The organism is Ruegeria sp. CDSA193, assembly GCF_059611885.1.
In genome coordinates, this window is sequence record NZ_JBXWPN010000010.1 from 111,851 (window position 1) to 134,778 (window position 22,928).

The following is a 22,928-nucleotide window of genomic DNA, read 5'->3' on the forward strand; positions in this document are numbered from 1 at the left end:
CAAGGAATACATATGTGTACGAGTTCAGGTCAGCTGGCGCTTTTCAACGAACACGCCGTACATGGTGGTCAAGATACTGACATTGATCAGCGGCAAAACCAGAACCCCAAAGAACAGTGAGAGCAAAACACCCAGAACCGGGATGAAAGCGAGAGCTGTAAAGACCAACTGGACCACGACCTGGAACACAAAGCTTACAAGCAATAGAACGATGATCGCACCACCCGCACCGGCGGTGTTGTTCCAAGCTTGCCCAAGCGTCAACGGTTGCCCAATCGCTGCTGCGGGCAGGATTATGGACAAACGGTAGAAGCAGATGATGAGGAAGACGACAAGGACAATGACAAACACAACTGACAATGCTCCACCGCCCAGCGCTGAAAGTACCGCGCCCGCCGGCAGGAACGCGATAGCCATCAAGATACCCAACAGAAGAACCCGCCCGAAATAGGCCAGAATTCTATCGAACCGGAAGGTTGGGAAAATACCTCTTGGATATTCCTCAAGCAGGACAAAGCGGTGCCACGACACCACAATCCAGAACATCGTCACAAATATCACGACCATAAAGCCCACCAGGAAGCCAATCACCGATCCGCTCGAAACACCTGCAGGCAACTCTCCGGTGGTTGTATTGAGTTGATCCAGCGGAACGTCCAATACAAAAAACAGGGCGACAATCACCGCTGTCGCAACCAAAGATGGCCCGAAGGTAATCTGCAAAACCTGTTTGAGATTCCCAAAAACCATCCGCACCGAATGTGCAAAAATCTTCCAACCCAACATCTGAAATCTATCCCTTCAACCAATCCTTGTTTTCTTTCCTTCTGTTTCACCCCAAATCCCGACCTGCGTCAACGCAGATAACTTGCCCCCGCGTTCAAAACCCGCTAGGGGCCAGTCGTTCTACGCATAAAGGGAAGTCAGATGTCCGCGCCCAAGAAAGTTGTTCTGGCCTATTCCGGTGGCCTTGATACCTCGATCATCCTGAAATGGCTGCAGACCGAGTATGGTTGTGAGGTCGTAACCTTCACCGCCGATCTGGGTCAGGGAGAAGAGCTGGAGCCTGCCCGCCAGAAGGCCGAGCTGCTGGGGATCAAGCCCGAAAACATCTATATTGAAGACATCCGCGAGGAATTCGTCCGCGATTTCGTCTTTCCGATGTTCCGCGCGAATGCGCAGTATGAGGGCCTGTACCTGCTGGGCACCTCGATTGCGCGCCCGTTGATCTCGAAACGTCTGGTCGAGATTGCCGAGGCGACCGGAGCGGATGCCGTATCTCATGGCGCGACCGGTAAGGGCAACGATCAGGTGCGGTTCGAACTGGCCGCTTACGCGCTGAACCCCGACATCAAGGTGATCGCGCCCTGGCGCGAATGGGACTTGTCCAGCCGGACCAAGCTGCTGGAATTTGCCGTGGCGAACCAGATTCCGATCGCCAAGGACAAGCGGGGCGAGGCGCCGTTCTCGGTTGATGCCAACCTGCTGCACACCTCATCCGAGGGCAAGGTTCTGGAAGACCCCGCCGATATGGCGCCCGATTACGTCTATCAGCGCACGGTCCACCCCGAGGACGCGCCGAATAAACCAGAATTCATCGAGATCGGGTTCGAAAAAGGTGACGCGGTCAGCATCAATGGCGAGGCGATGAGCCCGGCCACCATCCTGACCAAGCTGAACGAATATGGCGGCAAGCACGGCATTGGGCGTCTCGATCTGGTCGAAGGTCGCTTTGTTGGCATGAAATCGCGCGGTATCTATGAAACACCGGGCGGCACAATCCTGTTGGAAGCACACCGTGGCATCGAATCCATCACCATGGATCGGGGCGCGATGCATCTGAAAGACCAGCTGATGCCTCAATATGCAGAGCTGATCTATAACGGTTTCTGGTACTCGCCCGAGCGCGAGATGCTGCAGGCCGCCATCGACAAATCTCAGGATCATGTCACCGGCACCGTGCGCGTGAAGCTGTACAAAGGTCTGGCATCGACCGTGGGCCGCTGGTCGGAACACTCGCTGTATTCCGAGGCGCACGTGACCTTCGAAGAGGATGCTGGTGCCTACGATCAGAAAGACGCTGCGGGATTCATCCAACTGAACGCCCTGCGCTTGAAACTTCTGGCAGCACGCGGCAAACGGCTGTCAAAGTAAGACACACGGCAAAGTTGCAACATACGAATTCTGTCGCAACTTTGCCGTAGAATTACCTGCTTGTGAGATGATTGATACCGCGAGCTGATTCAAATCCGGGTCAGCCGAATTCAATCTATTTTATTGAGGCGGTCATGCAGACAGATGGACAGCAAGGAACCCCCAGGGATTTTGAGTTCCGAGGCTCCGCTAGAGAATATTTTGGCATCTGGATTGTTAACCTATTGTTGTCGATCCTGACCCTGGGCATCTACAGCGCCTGGGCCAAGGTTCGGACCAAGAAGTACTTTTATCAGAACACCTATGTAGCTGGGCGCAGCTTTGATTATCACGCAACCGGCCTGCAGATCCTGATCGGTCGGATCATCGTAGTTGCGGGCATCGTTGCCTATTCTGTTCTGGCAGCGATTCCGCTTGTCGGCCTGATCATGCTTCTAGGGCTGCTGTTCTTGATCCCTTACCTACTGGTCCGCTCCTTGCGGTTTCAGGCGCGCATGTCCAGCTGGTCAAATGTGAGGTTCAATTTCCACGGAACCACCGGATCGGCGGCGGCCAATTACTTCCTCTATCCCATTGTTTCGGCGCTGACGCTTTATACCACATGGCCCTTTGTCACCCGCTCGATCCAACGGTTTCACGTGAATGGGCACAGCTTCGGGAAAACGCCGCTGAATTTCGACAGCCCAATCGCACCGTTCTACAAAGCCTTCCTTGCGGCCGCAGCCTGGGTCTTCATTGCCTTGGTCCTGTCGGTGACCCTTTTTGGCTTTGGCCTTTCGAGCCTCAGCGCGCTTCAGACGCTGGAAAGTGACCCGGAAAACATCGCTGCCTTGATTTCCGTTGCCTCGCTTTATGGGTTCCTTCTGTTGGCCATCATCCCGGCGACGATCATCTATCACGCCATGGTGCGCAACACGGTCTATAACCACTCGGTTTTGGGTGAAAACCACCGTTTTCACTCCAACATTTCTGCCCTGCACCTTCTGTGGATCACCGTTTCTAACCTGATCGTTGTTGTCATGACATTGGGCCTGATGCTGCCCTGGGCACATGTGCGTCGGGTGCGGTATCTGGCAAACCACACCATCTTCATCCCCGGTGGCCCGCTGGATGAGTTTGTCGATGAGGTCACCACAAATGTAAGCGCCATTGGCGATGCTTATGGCGATATCGAAGGGTTCGATATCGGCATTGCGGTCTAGGCCTGTGGCCGATCCGACCAATGATCAAGGCGCGTCCGTCACCGGGCGCGCCTATCCTGCGTTAAGTTCGCGTGAACTGTCGTGCCGGCTGGCGATCGGCACCAACACCACTTGGCTGATCGATGACAAGGGCCAGATCCTGACCCGCTGCAACCCTGATGAATTGCAGATCGAACCGCGCATCGGCCAGACCGAACGCCGGGTTATCTTTGCCGATGGTACATTGTTCCTGACAGATCAGCACGCGGCGCTGGAACATCTGATCGGAGACAACAGTGGATCGGTTCTGCATGGGTTTGAGCGGTTTCACCCTCGCCTGATCGTCGTCACGATGGCCTGTCTGGCCGGCGCCTGGGCGGTGTGGAAGTTTGGGCTTACGCTGCTGGCTGCGCTGGCGGTCTGGATGACTCCGCCGCCGCTGGTTGCAGCGATTGACGCCGGGGTGATGCAGTTTGTGGATCGCTTCACAGCCGAACCCAGCGCCCTCTCCGACAGCAAAAAGGCCGAGGTGCAAGACAGCTTTGACCGTATTCTGGCCGCTATGGGCGCGGACGCGCAGGATCACGACTACCAGCTAGAGTTTCGCCACATGCCGGGTATGGGTCCAAACGCCTTTGCCCTGCCAAATGGCACCATCGTGATCACGGATGACCTGATTAACCTCGCCTCTACCGATGCGGTGGCCGGGGTGATCGGGCATGAGATGGGGCATGTCACGGAACAGCACGGGCTGCACCAGGTCTATCGCTCGGCCGGTGGGTATGTGCTGATTGGCTTGCTGGCAGGTGATACCGGGCCGATCCTTGATGAGATCCTGCTTGAGGGAAATCTGATCCTGTCCCTGTCCTTTTCCCGCGAACATGAGCTGTCGGCGGACCGCTTTGGCGTCGATCTGGCCGCAAAGGCGGGGTTCGATCCGGGCGGGCTGGAGGAGTTCTTTGATCTGATGGCGGCCCAATATGGCAACCAAGATGACAGTTGGCTCAGCACCCATCCCGGTTTCGATGACCGAAAAGACAATCTTAAATCCCTTACCCAAGGTCATTAGATCGCGGCCCTTGCCGATCATTTTGAAGCCCCCTAACCCTGCATTGTGATCAGGAGGGGACATATGGAACTCAGCACTATTGTCGAAGGCATTCAGAAAAACCTTGTCGGGCGCAACTTCGATGGGTCGTTGAAATTCGATTGCGGCGATGCCGGTGTGATTGTTCTGGCCGACAATCAGGCGACGACGCAGGATCAGGACACTGATTGCACCATCCGTATCTCGCAAGAGAACCTGACCAAGCTGTTGACCGGCAAGCTGAACCCGATGACCGGTATTGCCATGGGCAAGCTCAAGATCTCGGGCAATATGGGTGTGGCGATGAAGCTTGGGCAGTTGCTGGGCTAAGGCGATAAACTCGTCTCACCAGCGCGTGAGAACAGATGTCAGCGCGTTGCGCCCGGGGGTTTCCCAAGGCAGTCTGATCATGGAAGGAGACCCACCATGATCCGAACCACATACATTGACGCTGTCAAACCTTGGCTTCTGTTTGCGCTGATCCTCATCGTCGCAATGCTGCGCGCCGCGCCTGCACCGGCTGCCGGTACCGAGACGCTGACCGTGGCCGGGGGGTGTTTCTGGTGCGTTGAATCCGATTTCGAATCCGTGCCGGGCGTGGTTCAGGCTGTCTCGGGCTATACCGGGGGCGCAACGGCGGACCCGACCTATGGCGAGGTAACCAAAGGCGGCACCGGCCATTATGAGGCTGTTCAGATCACCTTTGATCCGGACCGTGTTTCCCGTGAAACCCTGCTGAACCTGTTTTTCCGCTCGGTCGACCCTACGGATGCGGGCGGACAGTTCTGCGACCGTGGAGAGAGTTACCGTACAGCGATTTTCGTCTCTAATACAGGTGAAAAGGCGTTGGCCGAGGCTGCAAAATCCAAAGCGCAGAACGTCCTGCGTCAAACGATTGTCACCCCGATCCTGCAACAGGACCGGTTTTACCCGGCCGAAGCCTATCATCAGGATTACTATAAGGGCGAAAAACTGGTCTTTACGAGGTTCGGTCCCAAACGCCAACGCAACGCCTATAAGGCCTATCGCAAAGCCTGCGGTCGCGACGCCCGCGTCAAACAGCTGTGGGGCAGTGACGCGCCCTTTGCCGGGTCTTAATCAAAGCGCGCTTCGCGCACTTCTTTCAGATCAGGAATGACATCCGCCGTACCGTGCCGTGTCACCATCAACGCGGCAGCCCGGTTTGCCTGCAATATTGCCTGCTTCATCGGCATGCCACGATCTATTCCTGCCAGAACGTAACCTGTGAACGTATCGCCCGCACCAGTTGTGTCCACCGCCTGAACCTTGTGAGCCAAAAAATCCGAGGTCGTCCCCTTATGATGATATCGCGCGCCCTTTGATCCGAGGGTCACAATGACATGCTCTATCCCCAACTCGGACAGGCCCTGTCCGGTTGCCTGCCTCAGCTGCTCGGCCTCGACCTCATTTAGGATCAGGAAATCCAGATACGGAAGAACCGCCCGCACTGCATCGGCTTGAAAAGGGGCCGCCGCGTAACAGACAGTCAGCCCCATTTCGCGGCCCATTTTTGCGGCTTCGACCTGTAAGTTGGTTTCGTTTTGCGTCACAATCAGATCACCCTGATCCGCCGATGACAGCGCCTGGCCCAGTTGATCTGACGTAATTGCATGATTTGCGCCTTGAAACAGGATGATGTTGTTTTCACCCTCGGCGTCTACGGCGATAATGGCGTGCCCGGTAGGATCTGAAACCTCGGCAATCCACCGGGTATCGACGCCATATTCGGTCAGCCTGTCACGCGCCCATCGCCCATCGGGCCCAATGGCCCCAATATGCGCCACCCGCGCGCCGGCCCGCGCGCCGGCGACGGACATATTCGCGCCCTTGCCGCCCAGAAACCGATCCAAACGGTTGGCCGAAAGCGTCTCACCCGCGCCCGGCAGGTGTGGCACATCATAAATCATGTCTGCGTTGATCGAGCCTAGATTCCAGATTGTCATGGCTTAACCAATATCGCAGGAGGCCAGAATGGCCATGTTCAGAATGTCATTGGCCGTCGATATGGTCGAACAGATCTGAATCGGCTTGTCGATGCCCGACAAGATCGGGCCGATCACCGTGGCCCCACCCATTTCCTGCATCAACTTGGTCGAGATCGAGGCCGAATGCCGTGCTGGGACAATCAGGATATTCGCCGGTCCGGTCAGGCGCTGGAACGGATAGTTTGCCTGCTGGTCGACATTCAGCGCCACGTCCACCGTCATTTCACCTTCGTATTCGAAATCTACGCCACGCTGATCCAGAACGGCAGGAGCGCGGTGCATCTTTTCGGCCCGCTCCGACACCGGGTAGCCAAACGTCGAAAAGCTGACAAAGGCAACGCGCGGTTCCAGCCCCATATGGCGGGCAACGGCTGCTGAACGCTCGGCGATATTGGCCAGATCGTTTTCGTCCGGCCATTCATGGACTAGAGTGTCGCCGATCAGCACGATCCGCCCCTTGTGCAACAACGCCGTCACACCGGCCGCGCCACGGGTCGCATCTGCGTCGAACACATGGTTGATCCGATCCAGCACATGCGCCGATTTACGCGTCGCGCCCGAGACCAAACCGTCGCCATGCCCATGCGCCAGCATCAGCGATGAAAACACATGCCGGTCGCGCGCGGCAAGTCGATGAATATCCTTTCGATCAAAGCCTTTACGCTGCAGGCGATCGTACAAAAAGTCAGAATAGGTATCGAGATGCGCAGTGTTGGCGGCATTCACGACCTCCAGCTCACGCACAGCATCGCCCAGCCCGGCCTCTTCCAGCTTTTGCTTGACGTCATCCGGGCGGCCTACGACCAGCGCCTTACCAAAGCCCGAGCGTTGATACATCACCGCAGCCCGCAGCACACGCGGATCGTCGCCCTCGGCAAAGATCATTCGGCTTTGCGCCTGACGGGCCCGCGCGTTCAGGCCGCGCAGAATGCTGGCGGTCGGGTCCATGCGGGATTTCAGGTTCAGCTCATACGCGTCCATGTCGATAATCGGGCGCCGCGCCGCGCCGGTATCCATCCCGGCCCGCGCAACGGCGGGCGGAATGCGGTGAATCAGGCGCGGATCGAAGGGTGTCGGGATAATATAATCGCGCCCAAAGGTCAGCGACTTACCATAGGCCATCGCGACCTCATCCGGGACATCCTCGCGCGCAAGGTTGGCCAGGGCGTGGGCACAGGCAATTTTCATCTCGTCATTGATGGCGCGGGCGTGGATATCCAGCGCGCCGCGGAACAGGTAGGGAAAGCCCAACACGTTGTTCACTTGGTTCGGATAATCGCTGCGCCCGGTGGCGACGATGGCATCCACGCGCACTTCGTGGGCCTCTTCCGGCGTAATTTCCGGATCGGGGTTTGCCATGGCAAAAATCACCGGGTTATCGGCCATGCTGGCGACCATATCTTGCGTCACAGCCCCTTTGACCGACACGCCCAGAAAGACGTCTGCGCCTTTCATGGCGTCTTCCAGCGTACGCAGATCCGTGGTGATCGCATGGGCCGATTTCCACTGGTTCATGCCCTCGGTCCGGCCCTGATAGATCACGCCTTTGGTGTCACACACGATGCAGTTTTCATGCCGCGCGCCCATGGACTTGAGCAGTTCGATACACGCTATCCCAGCAGCCCCAGCACCGTTCAGAACAATCTTCACATCTTCAATCTTCTTGCCCGAGATACGCAGCGCATTCAGCAGGCCCGCTGCACAGATCACCGCCGTGCCATGCTGATCATCGTGGAAGACGGGGATATCCATTTCTTCCTTCAGGCGCTGTTCGATGATGAAACACTCGGGCGCCTTGATGTCTTCCAGATTGATGCCACCAAAGGTCGGGCCCATCAGACGCACGGCGCGGCAGAACTCATCCGGGTCTTCGGTGTCCAGCTCGATATCGATTGAGTTTACGTCAGCGAAACGCTTGAACAGGACTGACTTGCCCTCCATCACCGGTTTTGAGCCCAGCGCGCCCAGATTACCAAGACCCAAAACCGCCGTCCCATTCGAAATCACGGCGACCAGATTTCCCTTGTTGGTATAGTCATAGGCCGTTTCTGGATTTTCCGCGATTGCTTCACATGGAACAGCTACTCCGGGGCTGTAGGCCAGCGACAGGTCGCGCTGCGTGGTCATGGGAACGGTGGCTTGTACCTCCCACTTGCCAGGAGTTGGGTCCAGGTGAAAGGCCAGCGCCTCTTCGTTGGTGATCTTCGCTTTGGGCATTTGATACGTCGTTTCTCTGCAACTACGGGGCTTCTGCCTCATAGCGCAGGCACGCGCGCGCCTCAACGAGAATACTTTTGCCTTTCGCACCAGATGGCGGATTTGTAAGGTCGCGACCGAACGCCGTCAAAAGGGATCAGCCTTGTCCACAGTCACGCCGATGATGGCGCAATATCTCGAAATCAAAGAGGCCCATGCCGACGCCCTTCTGTTTTACCGGATGGGCGACTTCTACGAGATGTTTTTCGAGGATGCCGTCAACGCCGCCGAGGCGCTGGACATCGCCCTGACCAAACGCGGCAAGCACAACGACGCCGACATCCCGATGTGCGGTGTGCCGGTCCATGCCGCCGAAGGATACCTGCTGACGCTGATCCGAAAAGGCTTTCGCGTGGCCGTTTGCGAACAGATGGAAAGCCCGGCTGAGGCCAAGAAGAGAGGCTCTAAATCGGTGGTAAAGCGCGGTGTTGTCCGGCTGGTGACACCCGGAACACTGACCGAGGACGCGCTGCTAGAGGCGCGCCGCCACAACTTTCTGGCCTGTTATGCCGAGGTGAGGGATGAGGCCGCGCTGGCCTGGGCCGATATCTCGACCGGGGCGTTTCACGTGATGCCTTTGACCTCTGTGCGCCTAAGCCCTGAACTGGCTCGACTGGCCCCGTCGGAACTGATCGTGGCGGACGGGGCCGAACAGGTCCTGCACGAACCTGCCCGCGATCTGGGCATCTCACTGACGCCCATCGGCCGTGCCAGTTTCGACAGCACGGCGGCTGAAAAGCGCATCTGCGCTTTGTTTCACGTGGGCGCGCTGGACGCGTTTGGAAATTTTGGCCGGGCCGAAGTGTCCGCTATGGGCGCATTGATTGACTATTTGGAGATCACACAAAAAGGCAAATTGCCCCTGCTGCAAACGCCGCTGAAAGAATCCGAGGACCGCGTGGTGCAAATCGACGCCGCAACGCGCCGCAATCTGGAGCTGACCCGGTCGCTGTCTGGCGGGCGCGCCGGATCGCTTTTGTCGGTGGTTGACCGTACAGTCACGCCGGGCGGCGCGCGGTTGTTGGAACAGCGCCTGTCCAGCCCCTCGCGCAATCTGGATGTGATCCACGGGCGATTGGATGCGGTAAGTTTTTCAGCCGATGACAGCCTGATCGCCCAAGATCTGCGCGATGCCCTGCGCAAAACCCCCGATTTGGACCGCGCCTTGTCGCGCCTGTCGCTGGAACGCGGCGGCCCTCGCGATTTGGCCGCCATCCGCAACGGGCTGGCGCAGGCCGCAACCATCGCCGAACTGTGCAATGCCGGAGATCTGCCGGTATTGCTGGCCACTGCAGTGCAAAACCTGACGGGGTTTGATGATCTGCTGACCCTGCTGGATGAGGCGCTTGTGGCCGAACCGCCCCTGATGGCGCGCGATGGCGGCTTCATTGCCCCCGGCTATGATGTGGAACTGGATGAAGCCCGGACCCTGCGCGACGAAGGTCGATCCGTCATCGCCGGGTTTCAGCAGAAATACTCCGAGCACACCGGCATCACCTCACTGAAGATCAAGCATAACAACGTGCTGGGCTATTTTATTGAAACCACGGCCACCCATGCCGAGAAGATGTTGAACCCGCCGTTCTCCGAAACCTATATCCACCGGCAAACCACGGCCAATCAGGTGCGGTTCACCACTGTCGAACTCTCCGAGATCGAGACCCGTATCTTGAATGCGGGCAACCATGCTTTGGAAATCGAAAAGCGGCTCTATCAAAGGCTTTCTGATGAGATTCTTACCCGTGCTGCGCAGCTGAACCAAGCCGCGCGCGGGCTGGCAGAACTGGACTTAACCACTGCGCTGGCCGATCTGGCACGGGGCGAGAACTGGTGTCGCCCGCAGGTCGATGCCTCTCGTGCCTTTGATATTCAGGGCGGGCGGCATCCGGTTGTTGAACATGCGCTGCGCCAACAAAGCGGTGACGCGTTTATCGCCAATGATTGTGATCTCAGCGCGGAAGATGGTGCTGCAATCTGGTTGCTGACCGGCCCCAACATGGCGGGTAAATCAACCTTCCTGCGGCAGAATGCGCTGATCGCCCTGCTTGCCCAAATGGGCAGCTATGTTCCCGCCGAACAAGCCCATATCGGCGTGGTCAGCCAGCTGTTCAGCCGTGTCGGGGCATCTGACGATCTGGCCAGGGGGCGGTCGACCTTTATGGTTGAAATGGTCGAAACCGCCGCCATCCTCAATCAGGCCGACGATCATGCGCTGGTCATCCTGGATGAAATCGGACGCGGGACGGCCACCTATGACGGGCTTTCCATCGCCTGGGCCACGCTCGAACATCTGCACGCCGCCAATAGATGTCGCGCGCTGTTTGCAACGCATTATCACGAGCTGACCGCGCTGGCCGGAAATCTGGTAGGTGTCGACAACGCCACCGTTGCGGTCAAGGAATGGGAGGGCGAGGTGATCTTTTTGCACGAGGTTCACAAAGGCGCCGCGGATCGATCTTATGGTGTCCAGGTGGCGCAACTGGCTGGCCTGCCGGCATCCGTTGTCGAACGTGCCCGCGTTGTGCTGGACCAGCTGGAGAAAACCGAACGCGAAGGCGGCAAGCAAAAGGCTTTGATCGACGATCTACCGCTGTTCTCGGCTGCCCCGCCGCCACCGCCTCCCCCAAAAGCTTCACCCGTTGCGGATATGTTGGGTGAGATCTTGCCGGATGAGCTAAGCCCGCGCGAGGCATTGGACCTGATCTATAAATTGAAAGAGGCGGCCAGATCCTGACCGCCTCAATAATTGATTGATATCTTAGGTGCTTAGCTTGCCGGCGTGGACGACACACCCACCTGCGCGGGGCGCAAGAGCCGGTCGTACAGCATAAAGCCTTCTGCAGATACCTGGATGATGTCACCAGCGCGTGTTCCGGGCACAGGGGCCTCGAACATCGCCTCATGCACATTGGGGTCAAACCGATCGCCAACTTCTGGCGTGATCACCTGAATCCCGTGTTTCTGAAACACGTCCTTCAGCGCGCGCATGGTCAGTTCAACACCTTCCAGCAAAGCGCCTGCGACCTCTTTCTGCTCGTCGGTTGCGGCCTCAAGCGCGCGTTTCATATTGTCATAGACCGGCAGCATGTCACGAGCCAGTTTCGAGCCGCCATATTGTTCAGCATCGCGCCGTGCCTTGTCGCCGCGCTTGCGCGCGTTTTCCGCATCGGCCAATGCACGCATGAATTTGTCTTTGTAGTCGTCGCGCTCGGCGCGCAGCTCATCCAGCTCCAGCGCTTCTTCGCTGATCTCAGCAAATTCATCAGCCAGCTCTTCGGCCTCGGCCGTTGCGATATCGTCCAGAAAATCTTCGTTCTTGGGCTCTGCCATCTCTTACCCTCTAGCTCCGGTCGGATATCAGTTTGCCGACCAGTTGCGCCGTATAATCCACGATCGGCACGATCCGTCCATAATTCAGACGTGTGGGCCCGATGACCCCAACCGCACCGATTATCTTACGATCAGCGTTCATATATGGAGACACCACCAAAGAGGAACCCGAAAGTGAGAAAAGTTTGTTCTCAGACCCGATAAAAATGCGCACACCTTCGCCTTCTTCGGTCAATTCCAGAAATTCGGCGATGTCGCGCTTGCGTTCGAGGTCGTCAAACAGGGTGCGAATGCGCTCCAACTCATCTGCTTCGCCACGTTCACCCAGCAGATTCGCCCGCCCTCGGACGATCAAACGAGCCGAGTCGCCATCATCCCCGTCCCATGCGGCCATGCCGCTGTCGACCATTTCACGGGCCAGCACGTCAATTTCCTGTTTCCGCACATCGATCTGGGTCAGCATCTGACGGCGAACCTCGCTGATGGTGCGGCCCTCGATCAGCGCGTTCAGAAAATTCGCCGCTTCCCGCATCGAGCTGGGCGTTTGCCCGGGTGGCGGCTTGAACAGCCGGTTTTCCACCTGACCGTCGGAAAAGACCAAAACCACCAGGGCCCTGTCATGCCCAAGCGACACAAATTCGATATGTTTGATTTCCGCTTCGTGTTTCGGCGTCAAAACCAGCGAGGCCCCTTGTGTCACGTGTGACAAGGCCGCGCCGACACGATCAAGCATCCCGCCGACATCCCCCGAGTTAGCGCCCAGTGTGTCGTCCAGCTTCTGCCGGTCATCCGCGCCCAGATCACCGACCTCCAGCAATCCGTCCACGAACATCCGTAACCCGTGTTGCGTCGGAATCCGCCCCGCACTGACATGAGGGCTGTCGAGCAGGCCCAGAAACTCAAGATCCTGCATCACATTGCGAACCGTCGCCGCACTGACTTTTTCCGACAAAGTGCGCGTCAGGGTACGGCTGCCGACAGGCTCACCGCTATCCAGATAGCTTTCGACAATCAGCCGAAACACCTCGCGCGACCGGTCATTCATCTCGTTCAGAATTTTGCTTGCGTCACTCATCGGCAATCCTCTGCTGGATGGCCATTAAATAGCAGGTAGGCGAAAGGTCAATCAGGGTTGCATCCTGACGCTGCGGGGCGGTATCCCCAAACCAGCAAACAAAGGAATTCCCATGCGACCCTCAGGACGTGATCTAAACGAAATGCGCGCCGTTTCAATCGAAACGGGATTTACCAAACATGCCGAAGGTTCCTGCCTGATTAAGATGGGCGATACCCATGTGTTGTGCACTGCCACGATCGAAGATCGCGTGCCACCGTTCATCAAGGGTTCGGGCCTGGGCTGGGTTACCGCCGAATACGGCATGCTGCCCCGTGCGACCAATACACGGATGCGGCGCGAGGCTGCCAGCGGTAAGCAGGGTGGTCGTACCGTGGAAATCCAGCGTTTGATCGGCCGTGCCCTGCGTGCAGGTGTCGATCGGGTTGCCTTGGGTGAACGCCAGATCACCGTCGACTGCGATGTGATCCAGGCCGATGGTGGCACCCGATGTGCCTCGATCACAGGCGGTTGGGTTGCGCTGCGTCTTGCGGTCAACAAGCTGATGAAAACGGGTGACGTGATCTCGGACCCGCTGGTTGACCCGGTTGCAGCCGTGTCCTGCGGTATTTACGCCGGTCAACCGGTGCTGGATCTGGATTACCCCGAAGACAGCGAAGCCGGCGTGGACGGCAACTTTATCATGACTGGGTCCGGCAAATTGATCGAAGTTCAAATGAGCGCCGAGGGCTCGGTCTTTAGCCGCGTTCAGATGGATCAACTAATGGATCTGGCTGAACAGGGCGTTAGTGAACTGGCTGCTGCGCAAAAGGCCGCCACCGCATGACCCGCAAGTTCGACGGCGACAGGTTGCTGGTGGCCACGCATAACAAAGGCAAGCTTGAGGAGATGGCACATCTGCTTGAACCCTTTGGCGTCAGTGTTATCGGCGCCGCGGACATGGACCTGCCTGAACCGGAAGAGACCGAGGATACATTCGTCGGCAATGCCCGGATCAAGGCCCATGCCGCCGCCAAAGCCACCGGCCTTCCTGCCCTGTCGGACGATTCCGGGATCGCCATCGACGCGCTTGACGGGGCGCCGGGCGTCTACACCGCCGATTGGGCAGAAACCGGCAATGGCCGCGATTTCCTAGTGGCGATGACACGCGCACATGGGGAGCTTGAGGCGAAGAACGCCGCCCATCCCCGCACCGCACAATTTCGTTGCACGCTGGTTTTGGCCTGGCCCGACGGGCATGATGAGGTGTTCGAAGGCATCGCCCCCGGCCATCTGGTCTGGCCCATTCGCGGTGCGGACGGCTTTGGTTATGATCCAATGTTTGTGCCCGAGGGTCATGACATTACCTTTGCCGAGATGGATCGCTGGGAAAAGAACAAGATCAGCCATCGCGGTCGCGCGGTTGAGATGTTCGTGAAAGGCTGCTTTGGCGGATGATTGGCGCAATGGGGGCTTTGGCCTGTATGTGCATTGGCCCTTTTGCGAGGCCAAATGCCCCTATTGCGATTTCAACAGCCATGTTTCAAGAAATATTGATCAAAAGCAATGGCTTGATGCATATCTGGTCGAGCTGCGCCGTAGCGCTTCCGAAACCCCCAACCGTGTCCTGAACACCATCTTCTTTGGCGGCGGCACCCCGTCTCTGATGGATCCCGAAACCGTCGCCGCAGTGATTGATACCGCCCGCGCCCTTTGGCACCCCGCCAATGACATGGAAATCACACTTGAAGCCAATCCCGGCTCGGTCGAGGCGGGACGGTTCGCTGCCTACCGAGAAGCAGGCGTCAACCGTATCTCGATGGGGGTACAGGCGCTGAATGATGACGATCTGCGCCGGTTGGGCCGCATTCACAGCGTGGCCGAAGCGCGGGCTGCTTATGACATAGCCCGTCATTGTTTTGAACGGGTCAGCTTTGACCTGATCTATGCGCGGCAACATCAAACCCTTGATGCCTGGCGCGCAGAGTTGACCGAAGCCCTGTCGATGGCGGTCGATCACCTGTCGCTGTACCAACTGACCATTGAAGACGGAACCGCCTTTGGTGATCGCTATGCCGTGGGCAAGCTACGCGGCCTACCCTTGGATGATAGCGCCGCCGATATGTATCTGGCCACGCAAGAAATCTGCGAGGCTCATGGTCTGCCCGCCTATGAGGTATCGAACCACGCCCGCCCCGGCGCGGAATCACAGCACAATCTGATCTATTGGCGCTATGGTGACTATGTCGGCATTGGCCCCGGCGCCCATGGGCGGATCACCCAGAATGGCCAGAAATACGCGACTGAAACCTATCTGAATCCGCAGCGGTGGTTGGATGCGGCTTCCTGTGGTAGCGGAGAGAAAGAACGCGCCGCATTGTCGCGTGAAGATCAGGCAAGTGAATACCTTATGATGGGTCTTAGAGTTTCCGACGGGCTAGATATAGATAGATATATGGGAATATCAGGCCACCCCTTACCACAAGACCCATTGGGCCATCTTCAGGATATCGGCATGGTTCAAATGCTGGATGGTAGACTGATGGCCACAACCGACGGGCGGGCCGTCTTGAACGCGGTGATCCGCGAACTTTTGGGATAGACCATGCAATATCTGTGGGCAGGGCTTGGATTGTTATGCGTCGGGCTAGCCGCTGTTGGGGTGGTGCTTCCCCTACTACCAACGGTTCCATTTCTGCTACTCGCCGCCTTCTTCTTTGCCCGCTCGTCTTCACGGCTGCATAGCTGGCTGATAACGCACCGACTGTTTGGCCCAATGATCGTCGATTGGCAGAGTTCAGGCACAATTCGTCCGGCCGCAAAAAAGGCGGCCACCCTGTCGGTCACCGCCGTATTTGGACTATCGGTCATGATATCTGCGCCGTCTCATGTCCTGATCATCCAGGCGATTGTACTAGGCGGCGTGATGTTCTTTATCTGGACCCGCCCTAGCGGCTGAGCTTGGAACAAAGATCATCCAGTTGATCCAGGTTCTCATAGGTCAGGACCACCTGCCCCGTTTCCGAGCCCGCTTTGTGATTGATCGCCACTTTCATCGCCAGAATCGCGGAAAGATCCTTTTCCAGCGCCCGGGTATCCGCATCTTTACCCGCATTCAGATCCCGAGACCTTGGTGCCGGTCGGGCCGCATCCCCCTGCTGTTGCTTCTTCACCAGCGCTTCCGTTGCCCGCACCGACAGCCCGTCTTTGACAATTTGCTTTGCAAGGTCCGAGGCATTCTCGGCCGTGATCAGCGTCCGCGCATGGCCAGCCGATAATTTTCCTTCTATTACAAGGGTTTGTACATCCATTGGCAGGGACAACAGGCGCAGCAAATTGGCAATATGACTGCGGCTTTTGCCCAATGCTTCAGCCAGCTTTTCTTGCGTATGACCAAAGCGGTCCATCAGCTGCTTATAGCCGGCCGCCTCTTCCACCGCATTCAAATCCGCGCGCTGAATGTTTTCGATAATGGCGACTTCCAGAACCTCAGTGTCATCAAAATCGCGAACGATAACGGGGATATCATGCAACTGCGCCATTTGCGCCGCGCGCCAGCGGCGTTCACCCGCGACGATTTCATAATCGCCTTCGGCAATCTCGCGGACGATCAACGGCTGAATGATCCCCTTCTCTTTGACCGAAGCGGCAAGCTCATCCAGATGTTCCCGGGCAAAGGTGCGGCGCGGCTGATTTGGGTTTGCGTGAAGCTTTTCGATTGGAATCGTCAGGTCCGGCCGCCGTGAATCAGTTGGCACGCGTCCCTGGGGCTCTTGTGTGACATCTGCCATCAACGCCGAAAGCCCGCGACCCAACCCTCTTGGTTTTGATTTTCTGGCTGTCACAGGGTCCTCCTAGTACCGCTCAGACTGCGGTTTTATTGTTCTTATGCATGACTTCCCGGGCCAAATGCCGATAGGCCATCGCGCCCAGAGACCCCGAGTCATATTGCAAAACCGGCAACGCGTATGACGGAGCCTCACTGACCCGCACATTTCTGGGTATTTTGGTTTTAAATACCATCTCACCCAGATTGTCACGTGCGTCTTTTTCGACCTGACGGGACAAGTTGTTGCGGTTGTCATACATAGTCAGCACAACACCTTCGATTCTGAGGTCTGGATTCGCAGTCTGTCGCACCTCGCGAATGGTCAGCATGAGCTGGGACAAACCCTCTAATGCGAAGAACTCACTTTGCAATGGCACCAGTACGGAATGCGCTGCGACCATCGCGTTTACCGTCAGAAGATTCAGCGATGGCGGACAGTCAATCAGGACGAAATCCAGATCGTACTTATCAATAGCAGTCTGGCGTAACGCATCATGCAGTAAATAGCTGCGTTTTTCGTTCGAAATCAGTTCAATATCGGCGGAACTGAGGTCTACCGTAGCGGGGACAACGAGAATGCCTTCAATCTCCGAGTCCTGAACGACCGCATCCAAAGGCGCATCATCCAGAATCAGGTCATAAGTTGTCCAATCTCGATCCTCGACACCTAAACCGGTTGAAGCATTCCCCTGTGGATCCAGATCAACCACTAAAACCCTGCATCCGGCCTCGGCCAGGCCTGCTGCCAAGTTTATGGCTGTTGTCGTCTTCCCAACCCCGCCCTTCTGGTTGGCTACCGCTATGATCCGGGGGCCTGAGGGACGAGATAGATCAACCACGTGATACTCCTTTGACCTTGAGGATGACGGCTTGGGGTTCTGTTAAACTTGTAATCGGATCACAGGTGAAATTCCATTCTTCCTGCGCATCCTGTACCTCTTTTTTCCAGCTTACACCTTTCGGCAACAAAGCGACGCCAGAATCGCCTAAATGTCTGTCACAAAAAGATAATAATACCCCGAGATCTGCCAAGGCGCGGGCAGACAAAACATCTGCATTCAGGGGGTCCACCGCTTCAATGCGTTTCGCCACCACTTTACAGTTTGCGCCACATTCCCGGGATACATTGCGTAAAAACGCAGATTTTCGCTGATCGCTTTCAACAAAGGTGAATTTTGCGCCTGGCGCTTCTTCGATCGCCATAATTGCACAGACCATACCGGGAAACCCACCACCACTTCCAATATCAACCCAATGCGAAAAGTTCTCGGCACATCGAAAAACCTGAACGGAATCCAGAATGTGCCGTGTCCAGATTTCGGACAAGCTTTTGCGCGATACGAGGTTGATTTTCGGGTTCCAGCGCTCGACAAGGGCAACATATGTTGCCAGTCGATCATATGTTTCACGTGAAACATTCAGACCGTCAAACAGCTCTTCCTTCATGCTTTGCGCACCCTCTGATCGCGGCGAAGCTTGGCCAACACCAGAGTCAGCGCAGCCGGCGTCACACCCTCTATCCGGCTTGCCTGCGCTACATTCTCAGGACGGGCGTTGGACAACTTCTGCTTCATCTCTGACGACAGCCCATCCAATGCGAAGAAGTCAAAATCACGCGGAATCTCATAGGCTTCATCGCGTTTCATCGCTTCGACATCACGTCTTTGCCGCTCGATATAATTCGCATACAGCGCATCGCGTTCCACTTGCTGCCGAATGCCTGAATCAACGTCCTGCAACTCAGGAATCAAGGGAACAAGGTCCTCAAAGTTCACATCAGGAAAGGCCAAAATCGCCATACCATCGCGGCGATTGCCATCCTGATTGACCTCGATACCAGCTTCTCGCACTTCTTTCGGAGTATAGGAATGATCTGTGAGCTTCTTTTTCGCAGCCTCCAACTTCTCCATCTTTTCAGAGAAGTGCTTGCGGCGTGTCTCGCTTACGCAACCTAGGCGTAGGCCAATAGGCGTCAGTCGTTGGTCGGCATTATCGGCGCGCAAAGACAATCTAAACTCTGCCCGTGAGGTAAACATCCGATAAGGTTCCGCCACTCCGCGAGTGGTCAGGTCATCGACCATGACACCAATATAACTGTCGGAACGCGTGAAATGGATTGGATCCCGACCCAAGACCTGAAGGGCAGCATTGAGGCCAGCCACCATTCCCTGAGCTGCAGCTTCCTCATATCCTGTGGTACCGTTAATCTGACCCGCAAGATATAGTCCTGGCGCCTCAGGCAACGACAGTGATGATGTAAGAACGCGAGGATCTACGTAGTCATATTCGATGGCGTAGCCAGGTTGGAGGATCTCTGCCTTTTCCAGCCCCTTAATTGATCTGACATAGTCGACCTGAACATCCTGTGGCAGTGAGGTAGAAATTCCATTCGGATAGATTGTGTGATCATTCACACCTTCTGGCTCGAGGAAAATTTGATGAGATTCCTTATCAGCAAACCGCACAATCTTATCTTCGATCGAAGGGCAATATCTGGGGCCTATACCGTCAATATGCCCCCCATACATCGCCGATCTGGAAAGGTTCTTTTCAATGATCTCATGTGTTCTGGCATTGGTATGCGTAATCCCGCAAGAAATCTGCGGCGCCACCACCCCCATCGAAAGGAATGAGAACAGCGTAGGTTCATCATCGCCGTCCTGACTTTCGAGACCTGACCAATCAATCGTCCGACCATCCAGCCGGGGCGGTGTCCCCGTTTTCAAGCGTCCTAGCGGCAGGTTAAGGCTATCCAAACGCTCGGCCAGCTTTACCGAGGGACGATCCCCCATACGTCCGCCAGGGCGCGATACGTCACCAATGTGAATAACGCCTCGCAAAAATGTCCCAGACGTCAGGATCACAGCGCCGGCCCGTATTTCAGACTCATCCGCCAATCGAATTCCGGTAACAGCAGATCCATTCACCAGGAAATCTGTCACCTCGCCGACTACGACGCTGAGGTCCGGCTGTGCCGTGGTTTCTCGCTGCATCGCAGCTCGGTACAAAGCCCTGTCTGCCTGCGTTCTGGGCCCCTGCACAGCGGGGCCTTTACGGCGATTCAGTAAACGAAACTGAATTCCCGCCTGGTCTGCGACGCGCCCCATCACCCCGTCCAACGCGTCAATTTCGCGAACAAGATGCCCTTTCCCGAGGCCCCCAATAGCCGGGTTACAGGACATTACGCCGATATCAGTGGCCGACAGAGTCACAAGGGCGGTAGTCGCACCCATCCGGGCGGCCGCATGGGCCGCCTCTGTTCCGGCGTGGCCCGCTCCGATAACGACGACGTCAAAATCCGAATGTTTCACGTGAAACACTCCTTACTTTCCCAGGCAGAAGCTTGAGAATATTTCATCCAACAAGTCTTCTACACCAATTCTGCCAACCAGAGCTTCCAAAGCGCGGATCGCGGTCCTCAGTTCCTCGGCTGCGATATCATACAGGTCGGGACCTGATTCCAGAACAGCGATTGCAGCACTAAGTGCGTCGCGCGCTGTGATCAGCGCTATACGATGCCTTTCACGCGTGGCGATACCATGGGTAGTAGTACGATCACCCAAAACACGCGATATGTTGGAAATCAACCGATCCACACCCTGCCCGGTTTTCCCTGAGATTCCTTCATCAGAACTGTTTCTCAGATCGGACTTCGGAAGAACCTGAATATCTCCTTCCAACATCTGAACGCCCAGCTCTTTTGGATCATCAGTCAGAAATACGCGCAGGTCGGCGGCCTCGGCGCGCTTTTTGGCCCGCTCAATTCCCAGGCTTTCGACGTGATCGTCGGTTTCCCGCAAGCCCGCTGTATCCAACAAAGTAACGGGAAGTCCCTCAAGGTCCATTCGAACTTCAATCACATCGCGCGTTGTTCCGGCATATTCCGACGTGATCGCTGCATCGCGACCGGCCAGAGCATTCAGCAATGTCGACTTTCCGGCATTTGGCAAGCCAACAATCGCAACCTCGAACCCGGTTCGAATGCGTTCTGCAATACGAACCCCTTCAGCTTCACGTTGTAGATCTGCAATGACATCCGTGATCAACTGGCGCACTTCAGGGGTAACATCGGTTGGCACCTCTTCATCGGCAAAATCAATCACTGCCTCAAGCAGCGATGCGGCGCGGATCAAATCGCGCCGCCAGCGTTCAGCCAAATTCCCAAGCTCTCCGGCCAGAATGATCTGTGCCTGCTTGCGTTGAGCCTCTGTCTCAGCGTCGATCAGATCGGCAAGGCCCTCGACCTGTGTCAAATCCATTTTGCCGTTTTCCAAGGCACGGCGGGTGAATTCCCCGGGATCGGCCAGGCGCAAACCGTCCATGTCCGCAAGGCAGCGCATGACGGCGTTGACCGCCGCTGTACTGCCGTGAATCTGTAGCTCTGCCACGTCTTCGCCAGTAAAGCTGGCCGGGGCCTGGAAGGTCAGAACTACCCCATCATCCAGGCGCGATCCGTCTTTGCCATACAGGCTGCGCACCCGCATCCCGCGGGAGGGCAAAGCAGCACCGGAAAGAGCAGCCGCGGCAGGATGCGCCAAGGGGCCCGAGAGACGGATGACCGCCACCCCTGCCTTGCCTTGTGCGCTGGCCAAGGCGAATATCGTATCCATTCGACCGCCTCGCTTGCGTCCAGGACCTGTGTCAGGTGTTCATCGAATCGAAGAACTCGCCATTTGTCTTGGTCTGTTTCAACTTGGACAACAGGAACTCGATCGCGTCGGTGGTGCCCATCGGGTTGAGGATGCGGCGCAGAACGAAGGTTTTCGCCAAATCGCCTTTGTCGACCAGCAGGTCCTCTTTCCTTGTGCCAGATTTGAGGATGTCGATGGCCGGGAACACACGCTTATCTGCGATCTTACGATCCAGAACGATTTCCGAGTTACCAGTGCCTTTGAATTCTTCGAAGATGACTTCGTCCATCCGGCTGCCGGTATCAATCAGCGCAGTGGCGATGATGGTCAGCGAGCCGCCTTCTTCGATATTCCGTGCCGCACCAAAGAACCGCTTAGGCCGTTGCAGAGCGTTTGCATCTACACCGCCGGTCAGAACCTTACCCGAGGATGGAACCACGGTATTAAATGCCCTACCAAGTCTTGTGATCGAGTCGAGAAGAATAACAACATCTCGTTTATGTTCGACCAAACGCTTGGCTTTTTCGATAACCATCTCAGATACGGCAACGTGGCGGGTGGCGGGTTCATCAAAGGTCGACGACACGACCTCGCCCTTCACCGAACGCTGCATGTCGGTCACCTCTTCCGGCCGCTCGTCGATCAGTAGGACGATCAGATAGCACTCAGGGTGGTTCTTTTCGATCGAGTTCGCAATATTCTGCAGGATCACCGTCTTACCGGTCCGTGGCGGTGCCACAATCAACGACCGCTGACCTTTACCGATCGGTGAAACCAGATCGATGACACGGGCGGACTTGTCCTTGATGGTTGGATCTTCGACTTCCATCTTCAGGCGCTCATCCGGATAAAGCGGTGTCAGGTTGTCGAAAGCAACTTTATGCCTGGCTTTCTCGGGATCTTCGAAATTGATCTTGGTGACCTTGATCAGTGCGAAATACCGTTCGTTCTCGTCCGGCGCCTTGATATCACCTTCGACCGTATCACCGGTGCGCAACGAATGCTGGCGGATCATTTCTGGCGAGACATAGATATCATCAGGACCGGGCAAATAGTTCGCCTCGGGCGAACGCAGGAACCCGAACCCATCTTGCAGAACCTCAAGTACGCCATCGCCGCCCACGGTCCAGCCTTCATCTGCGCGTTCGCGCAGAATCTGGAACATCATCTCGCCTTTTCGCATGGTCGAGGCGTTTTCGATCTCAAGCTCTTCGGCCATCGCCAGTAGGTCTTTGGGGCTTTTGGCTTTCAGATCGGCCAGATTGAGGGATTCATTAGACATGATGATAAGAACCTTGGCCGCATGGATGCGGCTCGGACTGGAATTTCAATACGGAAGATACGCCGCCCGGACGGGCGTGTTACGCGATAAATAAGCGCTTACCTACAAAGAGTCAAAT

At 56.6% G+C, this 22,928-nt stretch carries 21 protein-coding genes; 10 read left to right on the forward strand and 11 right to left on the reverse strand.

The window, feature by feature from the left end:
* Nucleotides 1-24: 24 nt before the first annotated feature.
* Nucleotides 25-786, reverse strand: coding sequence for a hypothetical protein (locus AC2FLG_RS17835; protein WP_496703245.1), 762 nt, complete (start codon nucleotides 784-786; stop codon nucleotides 25-27).
* Between the two features lie 141 nt (nucleotides 787-927).
* Between AC2FLG_RS17835 and AC2FLG_RS17840 the strand changes: the two genes are divergently transcribed.
* The 5 genes from AC2FLG_RS17840 to msrA all read left to right on the forward strand — a co-directional run bounded on the left by AC2FLG_RS17840 (nucleotide 928) and on the right by msrA (nucleotide 5,520).
* Nucleotides 928-2,154, forward strand: coding sequence for an argininosuccinate synthase (locus tag AC2FLG_RS17840; RefSeq protein ID WP_496707357.1), 1,227 nt, complete (start codon nucleotides 928-930; stop codon nucleotides 2,152-2,154).
* Between the two features lie 227 nt (nucleotides 2,155-2,381).
* Nucleotides 2,382-3,356, forward strand: a complete 975-nt coding sequence (locus AC2FLG_RS17845) for a YjgN family protein (protein ID WP_496707359.1) — start codon at nucleotides 2,382-2,384, stop codon at nucleotides 3,354-3,356.
* On the forward strand, nucleotides 3,316-4,404 hold the full coding sequence (locus AC2FLG_RS17850; RefSeq protein ID WP_496707360.1) for a M48 family metallopeptidase: 1,089 nt from the start codon (nucleotides 3,316-3,318) through the stop codon (nucleotides 4,402-4,404). The genes AC2FLG_RS17845 and AC2FLG_RS17850 overlap by 41 nt, the downstream gene beginning before the upstream one ends.
* 63 nt (nucleotides 4,405-4,467) lie before the next feature.
* A complete protein-coding gene (locus tag AC2FLG_RS17855; RefSeq protein WP_496707362.1) occupies nucleotides 4,468-4,752 on the forward strand; it encodes an SCP2 sterol-binding domain-containing protein in 285 nt (94 codons plus the stop codon).
* Nucleotides 4,753-4,848: 96 nt separating this feature from the next.
* Nucleotides 4,849-5,520: a peptide-methionine (S)-S-oxide reductase MsrA gene (gene msrA, locus AC2FLG_RS17860; protein ID WP_496707364.1), complete on the forward strand. Its 672-nt coding sequence runs from the start codon at nucleotides 4,849-4,851 to the stop codon at nucleotides 5,518-5,520.
* On the opposite strand, the gene AC2FLG_RS17865 is transcribed toward msrA, so the two are convergent.
* Nucleotides 5,517-6,386, reverse strand: coding sequence for a ribokinase (locus AC2FLG_RS17865; protein ID WP_496707365.1), 870 nt, complete (start codon nucleotides 6,384-6,386; stop codon nucleotides 5,517-5,519). The two genes, msrA and AC2FLG_RS17865, sit on opposite strands and share 4 nt — an antisense overlap.
* A 3-nt stretch (nucleotides 6,387-6,389) precedes the next feature.
* The gene (locus AC2FLG_RS17870) at nucleotides 6,390-8,645 is read right to left on the reverse strand and encodes an NADP-dependent malic enzyme (RefSeq protein WP_496707367.1); all 2,256 of its coding nucleotides are present in this window, start codon (nucleotides 8,643-8,645) and stop codon (nucleotides 6,390-6,392) included.
* A gap of 160 nt (nucleotides 8,646-8,805) precedes the next feature.
* Here AC2FLG_RS17870 and mutS point away from each other — a divergent pair, with 160 nt between their 5' ends.
* Nucleotides 8,806-11,418 (forward strand): DNA mismatch repair protein MutS, encoded by a 2,613-nt coding sequence (gene mutS, locus AC2FLG_RS17875; protein WP_496707408.1) that lies wholly within the window; start codon nucleotides 8,806-8,808, stop codon nucleotides 11,416-11,418.
* A 32-nt stretch (nucleotides 11,419-11,450) separates the two neighbouring features.
* Here the strand turns inward: mutS and AC2FLG_RS17880 are convergent, their stop codons facing one another.
* A complete protein-coding gene (locus AC2FLG_RS17880; RefSeq protein WP_142637400.1) occupies nucleotides 11,451-12,014 on the reverse strand; it encodes a nucleotide exchange factor GrpE in 564 nt (187 codons plus the stop codon).
* A 10-nt stretch (nucleotides 12,015-12,024) separates the two neighbouring features.
* A complete protein-coding gene (gene hrcA / locus AC2FLG_RS17885) occupies nucleotides 12,025-13,089 on the reverse strand; it encodes a heat-inducible transcriptional repressor HrcA (protein WP_496690208.1) in 1,065 nt (354 codons plus the stop codon).
* Nucleotides 13,090-13,201: 112 nt separating this feature from the next.
* Here hrcA and rph point away from each other — a divergent pair, with 112 nt between their 5' ends.
* The 4 genes from rph to AC2FLG_RS17905 are packed head-to-tail and all read left to right on the forward strand — an operon-like array spanning nucleotide 13,202 to nucleotide 16,027.
* Nucleotides 13,202-13,915, forward strand: coding sequence for a ribonuclease PH (gene rph / locus AC2FLG_RS17890; RefSeq protein WP_496692602.1), 714 nt, complete (start codon nucleotides 13,202-13,204; stop codon nucleotides 13,913-13,915).
* Nucleotides 13,912-14,526 (forward strand): RdgB/HAM1 family non-canonical purine NTP pyrophosphatase, encoded by a 615-nt coding sequence (gene rdgB, locus AC2FLG_RS17895; protein ID WP_496707368.1) that lies wholly within the window; start codon nucleotides 13,912-13,914, stop codon nucleotides 14,524-14,526. The genes rph and rdgB overlap by 4 nt, the downstream gene beginning before the upstream one ends.
* Nucleotides 14,516-15,670 (forward strand): radical SAM family heme chaperone HemW, encoded by a 1,155-nt coding sequence (hemW, locus tag AC2FLG_RS17900; RefSeq protein ID WP_496702901.1) that lies wholly within the window; start codon nucleotides 14,516-14,518, stop codon nucleotides 15,668-15,670. Before rdgB ends, hemW begins: the two co-directional genes overlap by 11 nt.
* A gap of 3 nt (nucleotides 15,671-15,673) precedes the next feature.
* A complete protein-coding gene (locus tag AC2FLG_RS17905) occupies nucleotides 15,674-16,027 on the forward strand; it encodes a YbaN family protein (protein WP_496707370.1) in 354 nt (117 codons plus the stop codon).
* On the opposite strand, the gene AC2FLG_RS17910 is transcribed toward AC2FLG_RS17905, so the two are convergent.
* The 6 genes from AC2FLG_RS17910 to rho are packed head-to-tail and all read right to left on the reverse strand — an operon-like array spanning nucleotide 16,017 to nucleotide 22,810.
* Nucleotides 16,017-16,913 carry a ParB/RepB/Spo0J family partition protein gene (locus tag AC2FLG_RS17910; RefSeq protein ID WP_142637412.1) on the reverse strand — a complete coding sequence of 299 codons (897 nt, stop codon included), beginning with the start codon at nucleotides 16,911-16,913 and terminating at the stop codon, nucleotides 16,017-16,019. The genes AC2FLG_RS17905 and AC2FLG_RS17910 overlap by 11 nt on opposite strands.
* Before the next feature lie 19 nt (nucleotides 16,914-16,932).
* Nucleotides 16,933-17,736, reverse strand: coding sequence for a ParA family protein (locus AC2FLG_RS17915; RefSeq protein WP_142637414.1), 804 nt, complete (start codon nucleotides 17,734-17,736; stop codon nucleotides 16,933-16,935).
* Nucleotides 17,729-18,343, reverse strand: a complete 615-nt coding sequence (rsmG, locus tag AC2FLG_RS17920; protein ID WP_496707372.1) for a 16S rRNA (guanine(527)-N(7))-methyltransferase RsmG — start codon at nucleotides 18,341-18,343, stop codon at nucleotides 17,729-17,731. Before rsmG ends, AC2FLG_RS17915 begins: the two co-directional genes overlap by 8 nt.
* On the reverse strand, nucleotides 18,340-20,208 hold the full coding sequence (gene mnmG, locus AC2FLG_RS17925) for a tRNA uridine-5-carboxymethylaminomethyl(34) synthesis enzyme MnmG (RefSeq protein ID WP_496707373.1): 1,869 nt from the start codon (nucleotides 20,206-20,208) through the stop codon (nucleotides 18,340-18,342). The genes rsmG and mnmG overlap by 4 nt, the downstream gene beginning before the upstream one ends.
* A 12-nt stretch (nucleotides 20,209-20,220) precedes the next feature.
* Nucleotides 20,221-21,507, reverse strand: a complete 1,287-nt coding sequence (gene mnmE / locus AC2FLG_RS17930) for a tRNA uridine-5-carboxymethylaminomethyl(34) synthesis GTPase MnmE (protein ID WP_496698689.1) — start codon at nucleotides 21,505-21,507, stop codon at nucleotides 20,221-20,223.
* Between the two features lie 31 nt (nucleotides 21,508-21,538).
* Nucleotides 21,539-22,810 (reverse strand): transcription termination factor Rho, encoded by a 1,272-nt coding sequence (rho, locus tag AC2FLG_RS17935; RefSeq protein WP_142637421.1) that lies wholly within the window; start codon nucleotides 22,808-22,810, stop codon nucleotides 21,539-21,541.
* Between the last annotated feature and the right edge of the window lie 118 nt (nucleotides 22,811-22,928).

What these genes read in the sequence shown, in the direction of transcription:
- AC2FLG_RS17835 (WP_496703245.1), bottom strand. Translation starts at nt 786, where the DNA reads ATGTTGGGTTGGAAGATTTTTGCACATTCGGTGCGGATGGTTTTTGGG.
- AC2FLG_RS17840 (WP_496707357.1), top strand. Translation starts at nt 928, where the DNA reads ATGTCCGCGCCCAAGAAAGTTGTTCTGGCCTATTCCGGTGGCCTTGAT.
- AC2FLG_RS17850 (WP_496707360.1), top strand. Translation starts at nt 3,316, where the DNA reads ATGGCGATATCGAAGGGTTCGATATCGGCATTGCGGTCTAGGCCTGTG.
- AC2FLG_RS17855 (WP_496707362.1), top strand. Translation starts at nt 4,468, where the DNA reads ATGGAACTCAGCACTATTGTCGAAGGCATTCAGAAAAACCTTGTCGGG.
- msrA (WP_496707364.1), top strand. Translation starts at nt 4,849, where the DNA reads ATGATCCGAACCACATACATTGACGCTGTCAAACCTTGGCTTCTGTTT.
- AC2FLG_RS17865 (WP_496707365.1), bottom strand. Translation starts at nt 6,386, where the DNA reads ATGACAATCTGGAATCTAGGCTCGATCAACGCAGACATGATTTATGAT.
- AC2FLG_RS17870 (WP_496707367.1), bottom strand. Translation starts at nt 8,645, where the DNA reads ATGCCCAAAGCGAAGATCACCAACGAAGAGGCGCTGGCCTTTCACCTG.
- mutS (WP_496707408.1), top strand. Translation starts at nt 8,806, where the DNA reads ATGATGGCGCAATATCTCGAAATCAAAGAGGCCCATGCCGACGCCCTT.
- AC2FLG_RS17880 (WP_142637400.1), bottom strand. Translation starts at nt 12,014, where the DNA reads ATGGCAGAGCCCAAGAACGAAGATTTTCTGGACGATATCGCAACGGCC.
- hrcA (WP_496690208.1), bottom strand. Translation starts at nt 13,089, where the DNA reads ATGAGTGACGCAAGCAAAATTCTGAACGAGATGAATGACCGGTCGCGC.
- rph (WP_496692602.1), top strand. Translation starts at nt 13,202, where the DNA reads ATGCGACCCTCAGGACGTGATCTAAACGAAATGCGCGCCGTTTCAATC.
- rdgB (WP_496707368.1), top strand. Translation starts at nt 13,912, where the DNA reads ATGACCCGCAAGTTCGACGGCGACAGGTTGCTGGTGGCCACGCATAAC.
- AC2FLG_RS17905 (WP_496707370.1), top strand. Translation starts at nt 15,674, where the DNA reads ATGCAATATCTGTGGGCAGGGCTTGGATTGTTATGCGTCGGGCTAGCC.
- rsmG (WP_496707372.1), bottom strand. Translation starts at nt 18,343, where the DNA reads ATGAAGGAAGAGCTGTTTGACGGTCTGAATGTTTCACGTGAAACATAT.
- mnmE (WP_496698689.1), bottom strand. Translation starts at nt 21,507, where the DNA reads ATGGATACGATATTCGCCTTGGCCAGCGCACAAGGCAAGGCAGGGGTG.
- rho (WP_142637421.1), bottom strand. Translation starts at nt 22,810, where the DNA reads ATGTCTAATGAATCCCTCAATCTGGCCGATCTGAAAGCCAAAAGCCCC.